This window comes from Collinsella sp. CLA-AA-H167 (assembly GCF_040095305.1).
In the GTDB taxonomy this organism is placed as follows: domain Bacteria; phylum Actinomycetota; class Coriobacteriia; order Coriobacteriales; family Coriobacteriaceae; genus Collinsella.
Genome location: NZ_JBBNGA010000005.1, coordinates 73419 through 92504, shown reverse-complemented (window position 1 = coordinate 92504; position 19086 = coordinate 73419). Strand labels below are relative to the sequence as shown.

17 protein-coding genes are annotated in these 19086 nt (G+C 61.2%); all 17 read left to right on the top strand.

The window, feature by feature from the left end:
- Window positions 1-3 precede the first annotated feature (3 nt).
- The 17 genes from glyS (at window position 4) to dxr (ending at window position 19062) form a co-directional block, all read left to right on the top strand.
- Window positions 4-2100, top strand: coding sequence for a glycine--tRNA ligase subunit beta (glyS, locus tag AAAT03_RS04805; RefSeq protein ID WP_117773537.1), 2097 nt, complete (start codon window positions 4-6; stop codon window positions 2098-2100).
- A gap of 34 nt (window positions 2101-2134) precedes the next feature.
- Window positions 2135-3010, top strand: coding sequence for a pyruvate, water dikinase regulatory protein (locus AAAT03_RS04800; protein WP_349102707.1), 876 nt, complete (start codon window positions 2135-2137; stop codon window positions 3008-3010).
- 326 nt (window positions 3011-3336) lie between these two features.
- Window positions 3337-6087, top strand: a complete 2751-nt coding sequence (gene ppdK, locus AAAT03_RS04795) for a pyruvate, phosphate dikinase (protein WP_349102706.1) — start codon at window positions 3337-3339, stop codon at window positions 6085-6087.
- A 210-nt stretch (window positions 6088-6297) separates the two neighbouring features.
- Window positions 6298-6639 carry a 50S ribosomal protein L19 gene (gene rplS / locus AAAT03_RS04790; RefSeq protein ID WP_006236098.1) on the top strand — a complete coding sequence of 114 codons (342 nt, stop codon included), beginning with the start codon at window positions 6298-6300 and terminating at the stop codon, window positions 6637-6639.
- Window positions 6640-6732: 93 nt separating this feature from the next.
- Window positions 6733-7521: a ribonuclease HII gene (locus AAAT03_RS04785; protein WP_089573411.1), complete on the top strand. Its 789-nt coding sequence runs from the start codon at window positions 6733-6735 to the stop codon at window positions 7519-7521.
- Window positions 7522-7710: 189 nt separating this feature from the next.
- Window positions 7711-8196 carry a YraN family protein gene (locus tag AAAT03_RS04780; protein WP_117637238.1) on the top strand — a complete coding sequence of 162 codons (486 nt, stop codon included), beginning with the start codon at window positions 7711-7713 and terminating at the stop codon, window positions 8194-8196.
- Window positions 8196-9719 (top strand): YifB family Mg chelatase-like AAA ATPase, encoded by a 1524-nt coding sequence (locus AAAT03_RS04775; protein WP_349102705.1) that lies wholly within the window; start codon window positions 8196-8198, stop codon window positions 9717-9719. Before AAAT03_RS04780 ends, AAAT03_RS04775 begins: the two co-directional genes overlap by 1 nt.
- The gene (locus AAAT03_RS04770) at window positions 9719-10651 is read left to right on the top strand and encodes a DNA-processing protein DprA (protein ID WP_117564298.1); all 933 of its coding nucleotides are present in this window, start codon (window positions 9719-9721) and stop codon (window positions 10649-10651) included. The genes AAAT03_RS04775 and AAAT03_RS04770 overlap by 1 nt, the downstream gene beginning before the upstream one ends.
- A gap of 14 nt (window positions 10652-10665) precedes the next feature.
- On the top strand, window positions 10666-12003 hold the full coding sequence (gene trmFO / locus AAAT03_RS04765) for a methylenetetrahydrofolate--tRNA-(uracil(54)-C(5))-methyltransferase (FADH(2)-oxidizing) TrmFO (RefSeq protein WP_117800140.1): 1338 nt from the start codon (window positions 10666-10668) through the stop codon (window positions 12001-12003).
- Window positions 12000-12920 (top strand): tyrosine recombinase, encoded by a 921-nt coding sequence (locus AAAT03_RS04760; protein WP_346972265.1) that lies wholly within the window; start codon window positions 12000-12002, stop codon window positions 12918-12920. Before trmFO ends, AAAT03_RS04760 begins: the two co-directional genes overlap by 4 nt.
- 219 nt (window positions 12921-13139) lie before the next feature.
- Window positions 13140-13868 carry a 30S ribosomal protein S2 gene (gene rpsB, locus AAAT03_RS04755; protein WP_006236109.1) on the top strand — a complete coding sequence of 243 codons (729 nt, stop codon included), beginning with the start codon at window positions 13140-13142 and terminating at the stop codon, window positions 13866-13868.
- A 45-nt stretch (window positions 13869-13913) separates the two neighbouring features.
- Window positions 13914-14783, top strand: a complete 870-nt coding sequence (gene tsf / locus AAAT03_RS04750) for a translation elongation factor Ts (RefSeq protein ID WP_022094736.1) — start codon at window positions 13914-13916, stop codon at window positions 14781-14783.
- Window positions 14784-14900: 117 nt separating this feature from the next.
- Window positions 14901-15623, top strand: coding sequence for a UMP kinase (gene pyrH / locus AAAT03_RS04745; protein ID WP_040359955.1), 723 nt, complete (start codon window positions 14901-14903; stop codon window positions 15621-15623).
- A 2-nt stretch (window positions 15624-15625) separates the two neighbouring features.
- Window positions 15626-16162, top strand: coding sequence for a ribosome recycling factor (gene frr / locus AAAT03_RS04740; protein WP_006236112.1), 537 nt, complete (start codon window positions 15626-15628; stop codon window positions 16160-16162).
- Between the two features lies 1 nt (window position 16163).
- On the top strand, window positions 16164-16958 hold the full coding sequence (locus tag AAAT03_RS04735) for an isoprenyl transferase (RefSeq protein ID WP_349102704.1): 795 nt from the start codon (window positions 16164-16166) through the stop codon (window positions 16956-16958).
- 2 nt (window positions 16959-16960) lie between these two features.
- On the top strand, window positions 16961-17875 hold the full coding sequence (locus tag AAAT03_RS04730) for a phosphatidate cytidylyltransferase (RefSeq protein WP_233502846.1): 915 nt from the start codon (window positions 16961-16963) through the stop codon (window positions 17873-17875).
- Window positions 17875-19062, top strand: a complete 1188-nt coding sequence (gene dxr, locus AAAT03_RS04725; protein WP_089573402.1) for a 1-deoxy-D-xylulose-5-phosphate reductoisomerase — start codon at window positions 17875-17877, stop codon at window positions 19060-19062. The genes AAAT03_RS04730 and dxr overlap by 1 nt, the downstream gene beginning before the upstream one ends.
- Window positions 19063-19086 lie beyond the last annotated feature (24 nt).

Here is a 19086-nt window from a genome sequence, read left to right as displayed (position 1 = left end):
GCCATGGCAGACGCTAAGGATTTCCTGTTTGAGATCGGTACGGAGGAGATGCCCTCCGCGCCGCTGAACAATGCCGTCAAGCAGCTCGGCACCATGATCGTCAAGGGTTTGGACGATGCCGGCCTGGCCCACGGCGAGGTCCGTGTGATCTCGAGCCCGCGTCGCCTGGCTGTGCTCGTTGCCGACGTCGCCACCGCGACCGATGAGGTTCACGAGGTCAAGCGTGGCCCCGCGGCCAACATTGCCTTCGACGCTGACGGTAACGCCACCAAGGCCGCCCAGGGCTTCGCTCGCAAGTGCGGTGTGGCTGCCGAGGATCTGGTCCGTCGCGAGGACACCGACGGCCGTGAGTACGTCTTTGCTGAGAAGAACATTCCCTCCGCACCGGCTACGCCGATTCTGACCGCTCTGTGCGAGAAGACCATCACCGGCCTGCAGTGGCCCAACTACCGCTCCCAGCGCTGGGGTCACGAGCACGCGACGTTCGTGCGTCCGGTCCGCTGGATTTGCTGCCTTCTGGGCGAGGATGTTGTGCCCGTGTCGTTTGCCGACGTGACGAGCGGCAACACCACGCGCGGTCATCGCGTACTTGGCCCTGGTGACCATGTGGTTGCCAGCCCCGCCGTCTACGAGCAGGTGCTCGAGGATGCCGGCGTGCTTTCTGCCGAGCGTCGTCGTGAGGCCATCCTCGCCGGTATCGCCGAGGTCGAGGCTGCCCGTCCCGGCTGCCATGTCGATACGCCCAAGAAGGTCTTCGAAGAGGTCATCAACCTCTGCGAGTGGCCGACGGTGCTCGTCGGTACCTTCGACGAGGAGTTCCTCAAGGTCCCGCACGAGATCATCTGCGAGTCCATGCTCACCAACCAGCGCTACTTCCCGATCTATGACGGCGAGGGCAAGCTGACGCGTGAGTTCGTGGTCGTCTCCAACAGCAAGCCCGAGAACGCCGAGCGCGTGATCGACGGCAACGAGCGCGTCGTGCGCGCCCGTCTGGACGACGCTAAGTTCTTCTACGAGGAGGACCTGAAGATCTCCCTCGACGAGTTCCGTGAGCGCCTGGCCAAGGTCGCCTTCCAGGAGAAGCTCGGTAGCGTGCTCGCCAAGTCCGAGCGTATTGAGCAGCTCGCGCTCGCTATTGCCCGCGAGGCCCATCTGGGCGCCCATCTGGCTGCCGATGCCGCTCGCGCCGCGCACCTGTGCAAGGCCGACCTGGTGTCCAACGCCGTCATCGAGTTCACGAGCCAGCAGGGCGTGATGGGCGGTTACTACGCCTGCGCGATGGGGGAGAACGACGAGGTCGCTCATGCCATTCGCGATCACTATCGTCCCCGCTTTGCCGGTGACGAGCTGCCCGAGGGCACCGCTGGCTGCATCGTGGCCTGCGCCGACAAGCTCGATACCATCGCCGGTATCTTTGCCATCGGCGAGCCCCCGACCGGCTCCTCCGACCCCTACGCGCTGCGTCGTGCCGCTATCGGCATCATCAACATCCTGCGCGACCGTCTGCCGATCGATCCCACGTCGCTGATCGACTTCGCCCTTGAGCTCTACAGTGAGCAGGGCATTGAGTTCGACGCCGCCGAGGTCGCCCAGCAGGTTCGCGACTTCTTCCATGGCCGCCTGGTGAGCATGGCCCGCGACGAGAAGATCCCGGCCGATACCGTTGCCGCCGTCTCCGCGGTGCACATCATTGCCCCGTCCGTCTTCTTCGCCCGCTGCGCCGCCCTCGACGAGGCCCGCAAGAACGACGCCGAGACCTTCGATAACCTGGCCACCGCCTATGCCCGCGCCGCGCATATCTCCAAGCCCGAGCTGGGTGCGGAGTACGACCGTAGCCTGATGGGCGATGCCGAGCTTGCTCTCGCCGACGCCTCCGAGGCCGCTCAGACTGCCGTCGACGCCGCCCTTGCTGCCGAGGACTACCCGGCCGCATTTGCCGCCCTCGCCGCCCTGCGCGCGCCCATCGACCGTTTCTTCGATGAGGTCATGGTCATGGACAAGGACGAGCAGCTTCGCGATAATCGCCTTAAGCTGCTCAACCGCTTCGAGGCCGTTTTCTCCGGCATTGCCAACATCGGTGAGCTTGCCCGCAAAAAGTAAGCCAGCCTGCGCATAAGCGCAAAAGGAGCCCCGCATGGATTGCCCGGTCACCGCTCGTCCCACCGTTATCGTTATCTCCGACTCGCTCGGCGATACCGCTTGTGAGGTGGTGCTTGCGGCGTCCGGGCAATTTGATGAAGGGGCTTTTCGCGTTTTGCGCCTGCCCAAGGTGACCTCCGTGGAGCAGGTCAAGTCATTTGTGGGGCCGCGCGTCGATGCCGACCATCGCGATGTCGCCGTGTTCCATACCATTGTCGATCCGGCGCTTCGCGCCCGCGTGCTCGATTACCTGGGTATGCTGCATATCCGTTCGGTCGACCTGATCGGCCCGACGCTTGCCGTGCTGTCGTCGCTCATCGGTGTGCCGCCCAAGTGCGTTGCGGGCGTGATTCACAAGACCGATGACCGCTATTTCCATCGTATCGAGGCCATGGAGTATTTCGTTGAGCACGATGACGGTCGTGGTTGCGACGATCTGTCGGGTGCCGATATCGTGCTGCTGGGTGTGTCGCGTACATCCAAGACGCCGCTGTCGATGTATTTAGCCTATCAGGGCTACAAGGTCGCCAATGTCCCACTGGCGCATGGCATGGAGCCGCCCAAGTCGATTTACGAGGTTGACCCGATGCACCTGTTCGGCCTGATTTCGACCGTCGATGTGATTTCCGAAATTCGCGATAGCCGCTTGGGCGATGACTACGCCCGTGCCGTTGCCGGCTCCTATGCCGAGCCCGAGAGCGTGCGCGGCGAGCTTGAGGAAGCTCGTGCTCTCATGAAGCGCTTAGGCTGCTTTGTTGTGCGTACCGACGGCAAAGCCATCGAGGAAAGCGCTGCCGAGATCATTGCTCACCTTGAAGAGATTCAAGAGGCAAGAGCCCGCCGTGCCGTCCGCCGCGCTCAACAAAAGTAGCTCACTTGGGACAAGGTTGTTTGGGTAGCTAATTTGGGACGGGGCTCTTTTAGCTAACCAAAGAGAATACTTGGAAATAATGCTGATAAATGGTAAAGCGATTTAGCAAAAACATCGCATCCGACCTGCACTTTCCTTGTAGTGGTATCTTCATAAGGTAACCACCTTTACCTACCGTTTACCGCCGGTTTTAGCACGTTTACCAAACCGCGCACCCTCTGCTCAAGCCTGTCCAAAACCCGCCGTATAGTTCCCTCACGGCCCGCATCCGGCGGGTCGATTCGTTACCACGGTCGTGCGCGTAAGCGCATGGAAGGGGAAGTATCGTGAGCGATTGCAAGAGGGTTTACCGTTTTGGAACCGACGCCCAGGGCACCTGTGTCACTGAGGGCGACAAATCCATGAACTTCGTGCTTGGCGGCAAAGGCGCAAACCTTGCCGAGATGAGCCGCATCGGTCTGCCGGTTCCCGGTGGCTTTACCATTACCTGCCAGACCTGTGTCGAGTACTCCGGTGCCGGCAACGTCTGGCCCGAATGCGCACTCGATGAGATCGTTGCCGCCGAGGCGGACCTCGAGGCCCGTTGCGGCAAGAAGCTCGGCGACGCCTCCGATCCGCTGCTCGTGTCGGTTCGCTCGGGCGCTCCGTTCTCCATGCCCGGCATGATGGACACGGTTCTCAACCTGGGCCTCAACGACGACTCCGTTCAGGGCCTTATCGCCCAGACGCAAAACCCGCGCTTTGCCTGGGACAGCTATCGTCGCTTTATCCAGATGTTCTCCAACGTCGTCATGGGTGTCGATGCCGACTTGTTCGAGAATGCCCTGACCCAGGCCCGCCTGGTCGCCGGCGTTCGCGTCGATTCCGAGCTTTCGGCCGAGGACCTGCAGGAACTCGTCGAGACCTTCAAGGGCATCTTCTCCGAGAACGTCGAGGCTGCCCTGTATCCCGAGCTCGAGGTCGCTGACGGCAAGCCCGTCTTCCCGCACGACCCGGAGCTTCAGCTGCGCCTTGCCATCCAGGCCGTCTTTGGCAGCTGGATGAACGAGCGCGCCTGCATCTACCGCAAGCAGCATGGCATTTCCGATGAGCTCGGCACCGCCGTCAACGTCCAGGCCATGGCCTTTGGCAACAAGGGCGAGACCTCGGCGACCGGCGTCGCCTTTACGCGCAACCCGGCCGACGGAACCAAGGAGTTCTATGGCGACTTTTTGGTGAATGCCCAGGGCGAGGACGTCGTCGCCGGCATCCGAAACACCGAGCCCATCGCCGACCTCAAGACCACCTCGGGCCTCGAGTCCGCAGGCGAGGAGCTCGAGCGCGTGTTCCTGACGCTCGAGGGTCATTACCGCGATATGTGCGATATCGAGTTTACCATCGAGCAGGGCAAGCTCTGGATGCTCCAGACCCGCGTGGGCAAGCGCACCGCCACTGCCGCCCTGCGCATTGCTATCGAAATGGTCGAGGAGGGCCTCATCACCCGCGAGGAGGCTGTGAGCCGCATCGATCCCGCGCAGCTCGACCAGCTCCTGCACCCGCAGTTCGACGCCTCCAAGAAGTACGAGGCCCTGGCCAGCGGCCTTAACGCCAGCCCTGGTGCCGCCGTGGGCGAGGTCGTGTTCTCGAGTGATGACGCCGTCGCGCGTTCCGCCGAGGGCCACAAGGTCATTCTGGTCCGCTGGGAGACCAACCCCGACGACCTGAAGGGCATGGTCGCCGCCGAGGGCATCCTGACCAGCCACGGTGGCAAGACGAGCCATGCCGCCGTTATCGCCCGCGGCATGGGTACGCCCTGCGTTTGCGGCGTTGAGCGCTTCCACATTGACGCGGCAGAGAAGGTCGTGCGCATCGAGGGCAGCGACCGCGTGCTGCGCGAGGGCGATGTCATCTCCATCGACGGCACCCAGGGTATCGTCGTCGACGGCGCGGTCGACCTGGTCTCTGCAGAGCTCACCGGCGACCTGGACACCATCCTGTCTTGGGCCGATGAGATCCGTTTGGACGAGACCGACGGTCACGCCAACCACGTGCGCGTCAACGCCGACAACCCCGAGGATGCCGAGCTCGCGCTCGAGTTTGGCGCCGAGGCCATCGGTCTGTGCCGCACCGAGCACATGTTCCTGGGCGATCGCAAGAACATCATCCAGAGCTTTATCCTGTCTGACGATGAGGCCGTGAAGCAGCAGGCCCTGGCCGACTTGCTCAAGGTTCAGACCGAGGACTTCCTAGTGATGTTCAAGACCATGTCCGGTCGCGATGTGGTCGTTCGCCTGCTTGATCCGCCGCTTCATGAGTTCTTGGATAATCCTCGAGAGCTCGAGGTCGCCATCACCAAGAAGGAAGCCGCTGGCGCCAGCGAGAAAGAGCTTGCCGTCCTGCGCGCCCGCCTGCGTCGCATTGACGGCATGGTCGAGTCCAACCCGATGCTCGGCCTGCGCGGCGTGCGCCTGTCCGTCGTCTTTGGCGATCTGCCGCTCATGCAGGTCCGCGCCGTGGCCACGGCTGCTGCCCGCCTTATCAAGGATGGTGTCGACCCACGCCCCGAGATCATGGTTCCGCTCGTTTCCATCACGGGAGAGCATGTCCAGACCCGCGAGGTCATTGAGCGTGCCATCGCCGAGGTTTCCTCCGAGGAAGGTGTCGAGCTCAACATTCCCGTGGGCACGATGCTCGAGCTGCCGCGCGCCTGCATGGTCGCCGACGAGATCGCCCATCACGCAGATTTCTTCTGCTTTGGCACCAACGACCTCACCCAGACGACCTTCGGCTTCTCCCGCGACGATGCCGAGGCCAAGTTCATTCCGCTGTACTTGCACAAGAAGATCCTGAAGGACAACCCCTTCGAGACCATCGACACGGCGGTGCTGGAGCTCGTGCGCTTGGCCGTCGAGAAGGGCCGCGCCACCAATCCCGACATGCACTTTGGCGTGTGCGGCGAACACGGCGGCGACCCCAAGTCCATCAAGGGCCTGTTTAACGTGGCCGACGTGGACTACGTGTCCTGTTCGCCCTATCGTGTGCCCCTCGCACGTCTGGCTGCCGCCCAGGCCAAGCTCGAGGCCAAGCGTTCCGCCTAGCGTTTAGCGTTTAGACGCCTAGCGTAGCCCCCCTTCATACCGCCCGTCTCATTCGTGAGGCGGGCGGTTATCATGTGCGGGTTTTGTCTTTTTGTCTGCGCAAAAAATTGTTCTTGCAGCAGAAACCCGCGCGTGTATACTCGAATACGTTTGTTCAACTACGTGCCGGCCAAGGTGGTACGGCACCTCTAGAAGAGTAAGGAATTGCACATGGATTACATCCGCGCAATCGAGCGTCAGCAGATCCGCGAGGACATTCCTCAGGTTCGCGTCGCCGACAACGTCAAGGTTCACTACCGCATTAAGGAAGGCGACCGCGAGCGCATCCAGGTTTTCCAGGGCGACGTCATCCGCATGGCCGGCGCCGGTGCCCGCGAGACCTTCACCGTCCGCAAGATGTCCTTCGGTGTCGGTGTTGAGCGTACCTTCCCGCTTCACAGCCCCAAGATCGCCAAGCTCGAGGTCGTTCGTCATGGTCGCGTCCGTCGCGCCAAGCTGTACTACCTCCGCGACAAGGTGGGCAAGGCTGCTCGCATCCCCGAGAAGCGCTAAGAAGATCGCAGCGTCTGTCCACTCGTTTGGACACAAGGGTCACCTTCGGGTGGCCCTTCTTTTTATCTGATTTGCATGCAAGGAGGGCCTGGTATGGCCAACATGACGAGCTCGGTTTCGGCATCGCAGGTTGCTGGTGAGTTGGCGAGCGCTACGTTTGAGGAGATTCCCGCCCTCGTGGAGCATTATCGCGAGGACCCGCGCCAGCAGGTGATCAAGGCTTGTGAACGCGCCCTCAAACGCCATGACAAAGAGCTTGCCGAGCGCGAGCGCGTCAATGACATGTACGAGCTTATGCATGAGCTTGGCGGCGATGGGGTGGTCGTTGGTGTCGACGAGGTGGGCCGCGGATCGGTGGCCGGTCCTTTGACGGTATGCGCCGTCTGTCTTCCTATGGAGCCGCGCGTCTGGGGTATCAACGATTCCAAAAAGCTCACGCCCGCGCGCCGCGAGTTGCTCTCAGTGAAGATTGCCGAGGTGGCGACGGCGATCGGTTTTTGCCATATCGCGCCGAAGGATATCGATGAAATGGGCATGGCCCGTGCTATCCGTACTGCCGTTGCGGGCGCCGTGGCCGATACGGGACTTGAGCCCGACTGCGTCCTCATGGATGGTAACCCCTTGGGCGCCGTTCCTAACGAGCGCGATGTGGTGAAGGGCGATGCCAAAATCGCCTGCATCGCCGCGGCGTCCATCATGGCCAAGGTCACGCGTGACGAGATGATGGTCGAGTACGACGCCGAGTATCCCGAGTACCATCTGGCCGAGTCGAAGGGCTATGCAAGCCCCGAGCATATCGAGGCCATTCGCAAACATGGACTTTGTCCACTGCACCGCGTGAGCTTTTGCGGAAACTTTCTGCAGACTGAGCGCCTTTTCTAGGTCAATTGTGGAGACAGGGACCTCTGGGGTTTTATAAACTTGCTGGTAACGGGCCGTATGCAACACCATTGCTGCGTACGGCCCGTTTTTTGACGGCATTTGGTCAGCTTTTGGTTTGCTTCCGGTACTTACCCGCATGAAAGGTGCCCTCATCATCGGGGCAATGCAGCGTGCGGGAAAGGAGACCCCATGAGTGCCGCAAGCAAAAAGAGCAAGACGCAGCAGCTCAAGGAGCGTTGGGAAAATGGCGAGCTCGACTGCGGGGCGATGACGCCTGAGTTTATCAAGGGGCTCAGTCCCCGCGAGCTGGGCATGCTGGGCGAGCTGATCACCATCGACTACTTTAACGAGCGCGGCTACACCTTGCTGGAGCAGGGTTATCGTTGCTCCGAGGGCGAGGCCGATCTGGTGCTGCTCGATGAGCTCGACGATGTCGTGGTGATGGCCGAGGTCAAAACCAGACGAGTTGCACTGGATTGCAGCACGCGGGTCTTTCCCGAGGAGGCCGTGGACGCCCAAAAGCAACGCCGCTACCGCCGCATCGCAAGTTGCTACCTCATGGAGCATTATCCGCTCAAGGCGATTCGCTTCGATGCCGTGGGCGTCACCATTCGTGGCGGGCATATCGCCGAGATCGAGCATCAGTACAACGCGTTCGATTGGCAGGTGTCGTGATGGCGTTCGAGACGTTTGCCGTTCACGCGGCCTGCATCCGCGGCGTCGAGGCGATTCACGTCACGGTCGAGGTCTCGCTTGCCGGTGGCGTTCCGGGCATCCAGATGCTCGGCATTCCGAGCATGGAGGTGATGGAGTCACGCGGTCGTATTCGCTGCGCGATGCGCTCCGCCGGGTTCGAGATCCCGCGCTCGGGCATTACGGTCAATCTGGCGCCTGGCGATATTCGCAAGACCGGTAGCGGCTTTGATCTGCCCATCGCCATCGCGGTATTGGCGGCCGATGGTCAGATTCCCCGCGACAACCTCGATCGTTGTCTTATCGCCGGCGAGCTTGGCTTGGACGGTACGGTGCTTCCTGTCAAGGGCGAGGTGGCGTTTCAGCTATTGGCGCGTGATATGGGGCTGTCCTTTATCGCCGGCAGGTCCGATCAGCATGTGCCGCTTGCGGGCGTGGATTGTGGATTCATCGATCATTTGTCTCAGCTTGCCCATGGCATGGGCGATGCCGCGCGGCACTACTTGGATTCTGAAGTGCTCGAGGCGACCTTTGAGCCCGAGCTCGACTATGCCGACGTACTGGGGCAGGAGGTCGCCAAGCGCGGCATGGCGCTTGCGGCGGCAGGAGAACTCGGCTTGCTCATGATCGGGTCCCCGGGATCGGGCAAGACGATGCTCGCGCGTCGTATGACCGGCATCCTGCCCGAGCTTTCCGTTGAGGATCAACAGGAGGCGCTGTGCATCCATTCGGTTTTGGGTGAGAACATTGATGGCTTGTTGGCGGGGCACCGGCCCTTCCGCAGTCCCCATCACAGTATTTCGACCGCAGGTCTTATCGGCGGTGGGCGCCCGGTGCACCCGGGTGAGATCAGCCTTGCTCATGGCGGCGTGCTATTTTTGGACGAGCTTGCTGAGTTTCCCACGGGTGTGCTGCAGACGCTGCGTCAGCCCATCGAGCGCGGCTATGTGAGGATCGTGCGCGTCGACGGGGCTTTTACCTTCCCGTCGCGCTTTCAGCTGCTGGCTGCGAGCAATCCCTGCCCCTGCGGCTTTTTGGGCGATCGTGAGGTACCGTGTCGCTGCTCGGCGGCGATGGTCGAGCGCTATCGGTCTAAACTGCGCGGTCCTTTGGCCGACCGTATCGACATGATGATCGATGTGACCCGTCCCGACCCTCAGATGATTATCGAGGGCGCGGAGGGTATGTCGTCAGCTGAGTTACGTGACTACGTTGTGCGCGGTCGCGCTTTTCGCGCTTGGCGCGAATCCCGTATGGACGATGCTGATGCCGAGGCCGAGGATGACGAGACACGGTCCATTGACGGCGTCGTTTCGACCTTTGAGCTCGATGATGCGGCGGAGAAGTGTGTGCTCGGCCTGTCGAAGCGCACGCATCTCACGGGCCGCGGCATCGTGCGCCTGGCGCGTATCGCGCGTACCATCGCCGACGTCGCCGAGAGCGAGCAAGTGACGCAGGACCACGTGCTCGAGGCGGCGATGTACCAGGGAAGGAGGGACCAATGATGGCCGAGGGGACCTTCGAGCTGCATCCAGGTGACGCGTTGTATCCCGAGACCGTTTTGGAGCTTTCTGATGTACCCCAGACACTCTATGTGCGCGGCAACCCCGAGGTGCTTTCGACGCCCGCGCTCTCCATCATCGGCGCGCGCAAGGCCTCTCCGTATGGTCTTGCCGTGGCAGAGCTTGCGGCAAAGGTTGCGGTCGAGGCGGGCGTGACGGTAGTTTCGGGCGGCGCGGTCGGTTGTGACCAGGCCTCGGGTTGGGCTGCGGTCAATGCCGGCGGCAAACACGTCGTGGTGCTGGGGACGGGCGCCGACGTGGTCTACCCGCGTTCGAGCGCGGGGCTTATTACGCGCACGCTCGATACGGGTGGCGCGGTCGTGTCGATCTCTCCGTGGGGCATGGGTCCGCGCAAGTTTGCCTTTCCGCGCCGCAATCGCGTAATCGCGGCCCTGTCGCAAGCCCTCTTTGTATCCGAGGCGGGTATGCCTTCCGGGACGTTTTCTACAGCCGAGGCTGCTATGGATTTGGGGCGAGAACTTCTTGCCGTGCCAGGGTCGATCCTATCGCCCGAGTCGCGTGGCACGAATTACCTCATTGCGAACGGTGCCTGCTGCATCATCGACGAGGAATCTATCGAGATGGCTATTTCACGCATCTACGGCACCCTGCGCTACTCGCGCCCCGATGCTCCCGGCATTGCCGACCTGGATCAAACACAGCAGACCGTGATGCATGCGCTCATCGCCTCTCCGCTCAAGGTCGACGACATCGCGGCGCTCGTCTCGCTCGATGCCGTCGGCGTACTCAAACTCCTGGGTTCGCTTGAGCTCGAGGGTCTTATCGAGCGCATGATGGATGGAAGGTATGCGCCCTCCAAGTTTGCCCTTCACGCTCAGACACCCTTCGGTCACAATGGAAAACATGTCAATTAGAAAGGTGTTTGCAGATGCTGTTTGATCAGGTGACGGTTATCGGTGGCGGTCTGGCGGGTTCGGAGTGCGCGATTCAGCTGGCAGATCGCGGGTTCGCCGTAAAGCTGTGCGAGATGCGCCCCCAGGTTAGCTCCCCGGCCCACCATACCGATCACCTGGCAGAGCTCGTCTGTTCCAATTCGTTTAAGTCGACCCGTCCGGATTCCGCGGCTGGATTGCTGAAGGCCGAGCTTGAGCGCATGGGTTCAGTCCTGCTCGATTGCGCCCATCGCGCGGCTGTTCCCGCCGGTGGCGCCTTGGCGGTCGACCGCGTCAAGTTTTCCGAGTTTGTCGAGGCCGAGGTTGCCGCCCGTCCCAATATCGAGATCATTCACGGCGAGGTCACGCAGATTCCCGAAGGTCACGTGGTCATTGCCGCTGGCCCCTTGTGCTCGCCGGCGCTGAGCGAAGAGGTCATGAAGCTCGTCGGTGGCGACGCCCTTGCGTTCTTCGATGCCGCGGCGCCGATCGTCGATGCCTCCACGCTCGATATGGACGTGCTGTTCTCGCAGTCGCGCTACGAGGAGCAGGGGAGCGGCGACTATCTCAACGCTCCGCTCAATAAGGAGGAGTACGAGGCCTTTATCGAGGCGCTTACTACGGCCGACCGCGTGGTGCTCAAGGACTTTGAGGGCGGCGATCTGTTCCAGGCCTGCCAGCCTGCCGAGGAAGTTGCGCGCACCGGCAAGGACGCCATTCGCTTTGGCGCCATGAAGCCCGTCGGCCTCACCGACCCGCGAACCGGTCGTCGTCCCTGGGCGGCGATTCAGCTGCGTGCCGAGAATAAGGAGAAGACCGCCTATAACCTGGTGGGCTTCCAGACCAACTTGACCTTTGGCGAGCAGAAGCGCGTCTTCCATATGGTGCCGGGCCTGGAGAACGCTGAGTTCTTCCGCTACGGTGTCATGCACCGTAATACCTTTGTCGACGCCCCGCACGTGCTCGATGGCACTTTTGCCGTGCCCGGCACCGGCGTGCGCCTGGCTGGTCAGATCACCGGCACCGAGGGGTACATGGAAGCCGTGGCGACGGGTCTGCTCGCGGCGCTCAACACCTATGCCGAGGCTATCGGGGCCGCGGGCGTCGAGTTGCCGCGTGTGGGCGCCCTGGGTGCGCTCGTGGGCTATGCGACCGATCCTGCCACCGTGGGCTATCAGCCTATGCATGTCAACTTTGGCCTGGTGCCGCCACTCGAGGATGGTAAGCGCCGCAGCAAGCGCGACCGCTACCAGGCCTATGCGGACCGTGCGCTCGAGGCCCTTGATGCCTATCTGGCCACTCGCCCCGATTTGTTTGGAGGCGACCGGTCATAGCCTTTGACCTGTACGACACCGTCGACTCGTTTATCGCCTATATCTCACGTGTCGAGGGACTTTCTCCCAACACGGTGACGGCCTATGGCTCGAGGCTGGAGCGTTTTGCTGCCTGGTGCGAGCGTGAGGATATAGATGCTTTCGCTGCCGACGTGCGCACCATTCGTCGCTATCTTGCCGAACTTTCGCGTGAGCAGGTGGCTCCCCGAACGCTTGCGGCACACCTGTCTGCCATTCGCTCGCTCTATCGGTGGATGGCTGCCGAGGGGGTCGTGGAGGGCGATGTGGTCTCGGCAATTTCCTCGCCCAAGCTCCCGCGCGATCTACCCGGTGTGCTGACGACCCAACAGGTGGAGGCGCTGCTCAAGACGCCTGATACCTCAACACCCGCGGGACTGCGCGATGCGGCGATGCTCGAGCTGCTCTATGCCTCGGGCGCCCGTATCTCTGAGCTCGCAGCACTCAATGTGGAGTCCATTGCGTGGTCCGAACGCACGCTGCGCCTGTGGGGCAAGGGGAGCAAAGAACGTATCGTCCCTCTGTATCGTCGCGCGCTCGAGGCGACGCGTCTCTATATTGAGGAGGGGCGGCCGGAGTTGCTCGCTCAGGCAAAGCGCCGTGACCCCACTACCGGGCCGCATCCGCTGCTTATATCGGCGCGCGGTAATCGCATGAGTGCCGCCATGCTCAGGCGGCGGTTCCATACTCTGGCGACACTCGCCGGCATTCCGGCCGACATCGCCCCGCATGCGATTCGCCATACCTTTGCGACCGACTTGCTCGAGGGCGGTGCGGACCTGCGCTCGGTTCAAGAGCTGCTGGGTCATGCGAGCCTGTCCACGACGCAGATCTACACGCACCTCACGCCCGATCGGCTCAAACGTGCCGTGGCTCAAGCCCATCCCCGAGGCGAATAGTGGCTGGGACGTCCCGTGCCGCACTCAGGTGTGTGGTTTTGATTGCGGGTTGGCACGAAGATGCATTCCTGCTATCATTCATCAGGTTGCTTCACGGCAACATGTTTTTATCACGCACGCGCGGCTACTTCATACCGTGGTGCCCGGGCTTTGGTAGCACATGTCCGGGTTGGTTTTGGAGGATGACCCCGCGCGGAGGCAAACCACAGGAGGTTTAACATGGCTACCAAGATTAATATCCGCACCCTGCTCGAGGCCGGCTGCCACTTCGGTCACCAGACCCGTCGCTGGAACCCCAAGATGAAGCCGTTCATCTTCGGTGAGCGCAACGGCATCTACATCCTCGACCTCAAGCAGACCATCCTCGACGCCGACCAGGCCTACACCTTCGTCAAGAACGTCGCCAAGGGTGGCAACGTGCTGTTCGTCGGCACCAAGAAGCAGGCTCAGGAGGCCGTCAAGAACGCTGCTGAGCGCGCTAATATGCCCTACATCAACCAGCGTTGGCTCGGCGGTATGCTGACCAACTTCGTCACCATCCGCTCCCGCATCAACCGCATGGAGGAGCTCGAGGCCATGGTCGAGGACGGCCGCATGGCAGTGCTCCCCAAGAAGGAGCAGGCTGTGCTCGGCAAGGAGCTCACCAAGCTCCAGACCAACCTCGGTGGCGCCCGCGACATGAAGGGTCTGCCCCAGGCTCTCTTCGTCATCGACACTAAGCGCGAGGAGAACGCCATCAAGGAGGCTCAGCGCCTGAACATCCCCGTCGTCGCTCTGATCGACACCAACTCCGATCCCGACGAGGTCGAGTACGGCATCCCCTGCAACGATGACGCTATCTCCGCTGTCACCCTTATGTGCGAGCTCATGGCTGACGCCTGCCTCGCTGGCTCCGGTAAGGAGCAGGTCTCCGAGGCCGAGATGGCCGCTGAGCCCAAGGCCGAGTAAATCAGTCTTAGTTAATTCTTTTTCATCTCTTTGAAAGGAACCACAATGGCCCAGATTACCGCCGCTATGGTCAAGCAGCTCCGCGAGATGACCGACTCCCCGATGATGGAGTGCAAGAAGGCTCTCGTCGAGGCTGACGGCGACATGGACGCCGCTGTCGACGTTCTGCGTAAGAACGGCCTTGCCAAGGCTGCCAAGAAGGCTGGCCGTGAGACCAACGAGGGCGCTGTCGCCGCATTCGTCTCCGAGGATGGCAAGACCGGCGCTCTGCTCGAGCTCTCCTGCGAGACCGACTTCGTTGGCTCCAACGCCAAGTTCACCGGCTTTGCTTCTAAGGTCGCTGAGGTTGTCGCTACCACCGAGCCTGCTGACGTCGACGCTCTGCTCGAGAAGCCGATGGGCGAGGAGACCGTTTCCTCCGAGCTCACCGAGATGATTCACATCATGGGCGAGAACATGAAGATCTCCCGCTTCGCTGCCCGCAAGGCCGAGAACGGCGCGCTCGCTTCTTACATCCACATGGGTGGTAAGATCGGCGTCCTCGTCGAGTTCGCCTTCGAGAAGGCCGAGACCGCTCAGGCTGAGTCCTTCAAGACCTTCGCTCACGACGTTGCCCTTCAGGTTGCCGCCGTCGCCCCGATCTGCGCTACCCGCGATCAGGTTCCGGCCGAGACCGTCGAGCACGAGAAGCAGATCTACATGGCCCAGGCTGCCGAGTCCGGCAAGCCCGAGGCTATCCAGGAGAAGATGGCTGTTGGCCGTCTGGAGAAGTTCTACAAGCAGTCCGTGCTCACCGAGCAGGAGTTCATCAAGGACAGCTCCCTCACCATCAAGAAGTACGCTGAGCAGGTCTCCAAGGAGCTCGGCGACACCATTACCGTCGTTGCCTTTGACCGTCTGGTCCGTGGCGAGTAAATAAGCTCTTGTAGCTGGTAATGAGCAGGCTGTGGGTTTTACTCACAGCCTGCTTTTTCATGGCTCTTATCAGAGCCTTTGATATCATATTGAGAGTCTAATTAAAGGAGGATCGCTTTGTCCGACATCCGATATAAACGAGTGCTTCTTAAGCTTTCCGGCGAAGCGCTGATGGGCGACGGCCAATATGGCATCGACCCCAAGGTTACCGATCATCTTGCCAAGCAGGTCAAGGAGCTGCTCGCCGTTGGCCATGAGGTCGGCGTCGTTGTCGGCGGCGGCAATATTTTCCGCGGCATGGCAGGCGCTGCCGGTGGCATGGAGCGTGCTCAGGCCGACTACATGGGCATGCTCGCGACCGTTATGAACGCGCTCGCCCTGCAGGATGCTTTCGAGCATAACGACGTTCCCTGCCGTGTGATGAGCGCTATCCAGATGAACGAGATCTGCGAGCCCTATATTCGCCGTCGCGCCATCAACCACCTTTCCAAGGGCAACGTCGTTATTTTTGCCGCCGGTTCGGGCAATCCGTACTTTACGACCGACACCGCCGCGGCTCTTCGTGCGTGCGAGATCGGCGCCGAGATTCTGATTAAAGCCACCAAGGTTGACGGCATCTACGACAAGGATCCCGTCAAGTGCGCCGATGCCGTCCGTTTTGACAAGATTACCTATCACGAGGTTCTCGTCCGCGGTCTGCAGGTTATGGATTCCACGGCTACGGCACTGTGCCAGGATAACCGTATGCCGATTTTGGTCCTCAACATCGATGGCGAGGACACCGTCAAGCGCGCGCTCGCGGGTGAGCCCGTCGGCACGCTCGTCTATCAGGAGGATTAAGCATGGCAGAGAACATCACCGCCCATATGGACAAGTCGCTCGAGTCCCTCAAGCATAACTTCTCCAAGGTCCGTACCGGTCGTGCCAACGCCAACATTCTGTCCGACATCACCGTCGATTATTACGGTGTCCCCACGCCGGTCACGCAGGTTGCCGCCGTCAAGACCCCCGAGGCTCACATGCTGCTCATCGAGCCGTGGGATAAGGCGCTCATCAATGCTATCGTCAAGGCCATCGGCGCTTCCGATCTGGGTATTACCCCCAACTCCGATGGCACCGTCGTTCGTCTTCCGTTCCCGGCTCCCACTGAGGAGCGCCGTCGCGAGCTCGTCAAGGAGTGCCGCGAGTACGCCGAGCAGGCCAAGGTGTCTATCCGTAACATCCGTCGCGACTTCAACAACAAGCTCGAGCGCGATGAGGAGCTCACCGAGGACGACGTACGTCGCGAGCAGGCCAAGGTCCAGAAGCATACCGATGAGTATGTCGCCAAGGTCGAGGAGCTTCTGAAGGAAAAAGAAGCCGAGGTCATGGAGATCTAAGGTGCAATACGACGAGCATAAACTGGTCGAGTACTTTGCCGACGCCCCTGCGGGCGTCGGTTTTTCCGACCTTGACCTCAATAACATTCCGCACCATATCTCGTGCATCATGGACGGCAACGGTCGTTGGGCCACGTCGCGCGGTCTTGCACGCACCGAGGGTCATAAGGCAGGTATCCTCTCGCTGCGCGAGATCATTACCGCCTGCGTGCGCCTGGGCGTCGACGTGCTTTCTGCCTATGCGTTTTCTACCGAAAACTGGAACCGTCCGCAGCATGAGGTCAACGTCTTGATGCATCTGTTTGCCAAGACGTTTATCGACGAGCTGCCGCTTCTTAAGCGCGAAAACGTGCGCGTTGTTTTTTTGGGCGACATTTCCGCGCTGCCCAAGAAGACTCGCGACGTTTTTGAACGCGGTCTTGCCGAGTGCGCCGATCACACCGGTATGACGCTGGCGCTTGCCGTCAACTACGGCGCGCGTGCCGAGATTATCCGCGCTGTCCGTCAGATTGCACTCGACGCTGCCGCCGGTAAGATCGATCCTGCCGCAATTGATGACGACATGGTGGCTTCCCGCCTCTATACCGCCGGTCTTCCCGATCCCGAACTTGTGATTCGCACCTCTGGTGAGCTGCGCCTTTCGAACTATCTGCTGTGGCAGGTGGCTTATTCCGAATTCTACGTCACCGATACCTATTGGCCCGACTTTGATCGTTGGGGCCTTGTCGACGCCATTTTGGCCTATCAGGGCCGTGACCGTAGGTTTGGTGGACTGAGTAAGACCGAGGAGGCTTAATCGTGTCCGATCGTCCCAAGGCATCTGCTCCCAAGACGCCAGTTTCCGCGGCGCCTGCGCGCAAGGCTGCCGCTGCGGGAGCACCTGCAGCAAAGAGCGGCACCGGTTCGTGGCTGGCGGGCTTTATCACCCGTGCCGCCGCCGGTATCGTCTACGCCGTTGTCTTTATCCTGTGCCTGGTTTTGGGTATCGTGCCCACGGCCATCTTTGTTTCTGTCATGAGCGGTCTGTGCTGCTATGAGTTTTTCCGTATGACGAGGCTCGATGGCAAGATGGCTAACGAGCGCATGGGTATCGCTGCCGCCGTACTCTTTCCGCTGTCGGCGTTGGGCGATTCGATGTTGCTGAATGCCCTGCTTTTTGCCCTGATGCTCGCTGTGGGCATTTGGTATGTTTGGTCGCCGCGTACCCGCATCTCTGATGTGGCCGTGACGCTCATGGGTCCCATCTACACTGGCTTTATGCTGTCGGCTATCGTGCTGCTGCGCGATGCCGTGCCCGGTTTTGCCGGCGCCCTGCTTTCAGTGGGCGTTTGCGCGTCCCTTTGGGTCTCCGATTCGTTTGCCTACATCGTGGGCAGCCGTATCGGCAAACACAAGATGGTTCCCAAGATCTCTCCCAAAAAGAGCTGGGAGGGGTTTGTTGGCGGCATCCTGGGCTCGGTTTTGATTTGGCTCATCCTGTGGGCGACGCACTTCTACAAGCTCAGCCTGCCCTATGCGCTGCTGTGCGGCGTGGTCGTGTCCATTCTGGGCGTTATCGGCGACCTTATCGAGTCGCGCATCAAGCGCGGTGTGGGCGTCAAGGATTCCGGCAACCTTATCCCGGGCCACGGCGGAATGCTCGATCGTAGTGATTCGCTTATCTTCGGCTGCATCACCGCACAGCTGTTGCTGATGATCGGAGGCGTGCTGTAATGTCCTTCCAGACGACGTATGGCCCCGATGGACGCCTTCGCGTTGCCATCCTGGGTTGTACGGGCTCTATCGGCACCCAGGCGCTCGATGTGTGCCGCCAGCATGCCGATTGCCTGCAGGTGACGGCGCTGTCCGTTAACTCCAGTACCCTCGAGCTCGTTGCCGCTGCCCGCGAGTTCTCGGTTTCGGCGGTTGCCGTGGCCGATGTCGCTCATGGCGATGATGCCGTGCTGCAGGAGTTGCCCGAGGGAACGAAGCTCGGCGTTGGCGCGCAGGCGGTTTGCGAGCTCGCGCGTCGCGACGATGTCGACTGCGTGCTTGTCGCTATTGTGGGCGCCGCCGGTCTCGAGGCGAGCCATGCGGCCTTGACCTCGAATAAGCGCCTTGCCCTTGCCAACAAGGAGTCCCTCGTCGTCGGTGGCGACTTGCTTATGCCGTTGGCGCAACCGGGCCAGCTTATTCCAGTTGACTCTGAGCATTCCGCCATCTACCAGTGCTATCTGGGTGAGAACCCGCGCGAGGCCCACTGCATTTGGCTCACCTGCTCGGGCGGTCCGTTCTTTGGCCGCACGCGCGACGAGCTCAATCGCGTGACGCGTGCCGATGCCCTCGCACATCCCACGTGGGCCATGGGTGCCAAGATCACCATCGACTCCGCCACCCTCATGAACAAGGGCCTGGAGCGCATCGAGGCCATGCACCTGTTTAACTGCGACCTCGATTTCATTAACGTGGTCGTGCAGCGTCAGTCCAAGATTCACTCTATGGTCGAGTTTGCCGACGGCTCCGTGATGGCGCATCTCGGTGCTTCCGACATGCGTATTCCCATCCAGTTCGCGTTCTCGTATCCCGAGCGTTGGGATACCCCGGCGCCTCGTATCGATTTTCGCGAGCTGGGGCAGCTCACGTTTGATGCTGCCGACATGGATACCTTCCGCTGTCTGGCACTGGCCGAGCGTGCCGGCAAGACGGGCGGCACCATGCCGTGCGTGCTCAATGCCGCCAACGAGGTTGCCGTCGATGCCTTCCTGCACGATAGCTGCAGCTTTACCGATATCGATCGTATTGTGGAATCCTGCATGGATGCCCACGATATGCAGGCGGTCGATTCGTTTGAGCAGCTTCGCGACATCGATGCGTGGGCGCGTGAAAAGGCTGCGCAGGTGCTCGCCGCAACCCGTTCCTAACCCATAAGGATTGCTTTTTCGTTT

What these genes read in the sequence shown, in the direction of transcription:
- AAAT03_RS04770 (WP_117564298.1), top strand. Translation starts at nt 9,719, where the DNA reads ATGGCCGAGGGGACCTTCGAGCTGCATCCAGGTGACGCGTTGTATCCC.
- rplS (WP_006236098.1), top strand. Translation starts at nt 6,298, where the DNA reads ATGGATTACATCCGCGCAATCGAGCGTCAGCAGATCCGCGAGGACATT.
- AAAT03_RS04800 (WP_349102707.1), top strand. Translation starts at nt 2,135, where the DNA reads ATGGATTGCCCGGTCACCGCTCGTCCCACCGTTATCGTTATCTCCGAC.
- rpsB (WP_006236109.1), top strand. Translation starts at nt 13,140, where the DNA reads ATGGCTACCAAGATTAATATCCGCACCCTGCTCGAGGCCGGCTGCCAC.
- frr (WP_006236112.1), top strand. Translation starts at nt 15,626, where the DNA reads ATGGCAGAGAACATCACCGCCCATATGGACAAGTCGCTCGAGTCCCTC.
- tsf (WP_022094736.1), top strand. Translation starts at nt 13,914, where the DNA reads ATGGCCCAGATTACCGCCGCTATGGTCAAGCAGCTCCGCGAGATGACC.
- AAAT03_RS04780 (WP_117637238.1), top strand. Translation starts at nt 7,711, where the DNA reads ATGAGTGCCGCAAGCAAAAAGAGCAAGACGCAGCAGCTCAAGGAGCGT.
- glyS (WP_117773537.1), top strand. Translation starts at nt 4, where the DNA reads ATGGCAGACGCTAAGGATTTCCTGTTTGAGATCGGTACGGAGGAGATG.
- AAAT03_RS04775 (WP_349102705.1), top strand. Translation starts at nt 8,196, where the DNA reads ATGGCGTTCGAGACGTTTGCCGTTCACGCGGCCTGCATCCGCGGCGTC.
- dxr (WP_089573402.1), top strand. Translation starts at nt 17,875, where the DNA reads ATGTCCTTCCAGACGACGTATGGCCCCGATGGACGCCTTCGCGTTGCC.
- AAAT03_RS04785 (WP_089573411.1), top strand. Translation starts at nt 6,733, where the DNA reads ATGGCCAACATGACGAGCTCGGTTTCGGCATCGCAGGTTGCTGGTGAG.
- trmFO (WP_117800140.1), top strand. Translation starts at nt 10,666, where the DNA reads ATGCTGTTTGATCAGGTGACGGTTATCGGTGGCGGTCTGGCGGGTTCG.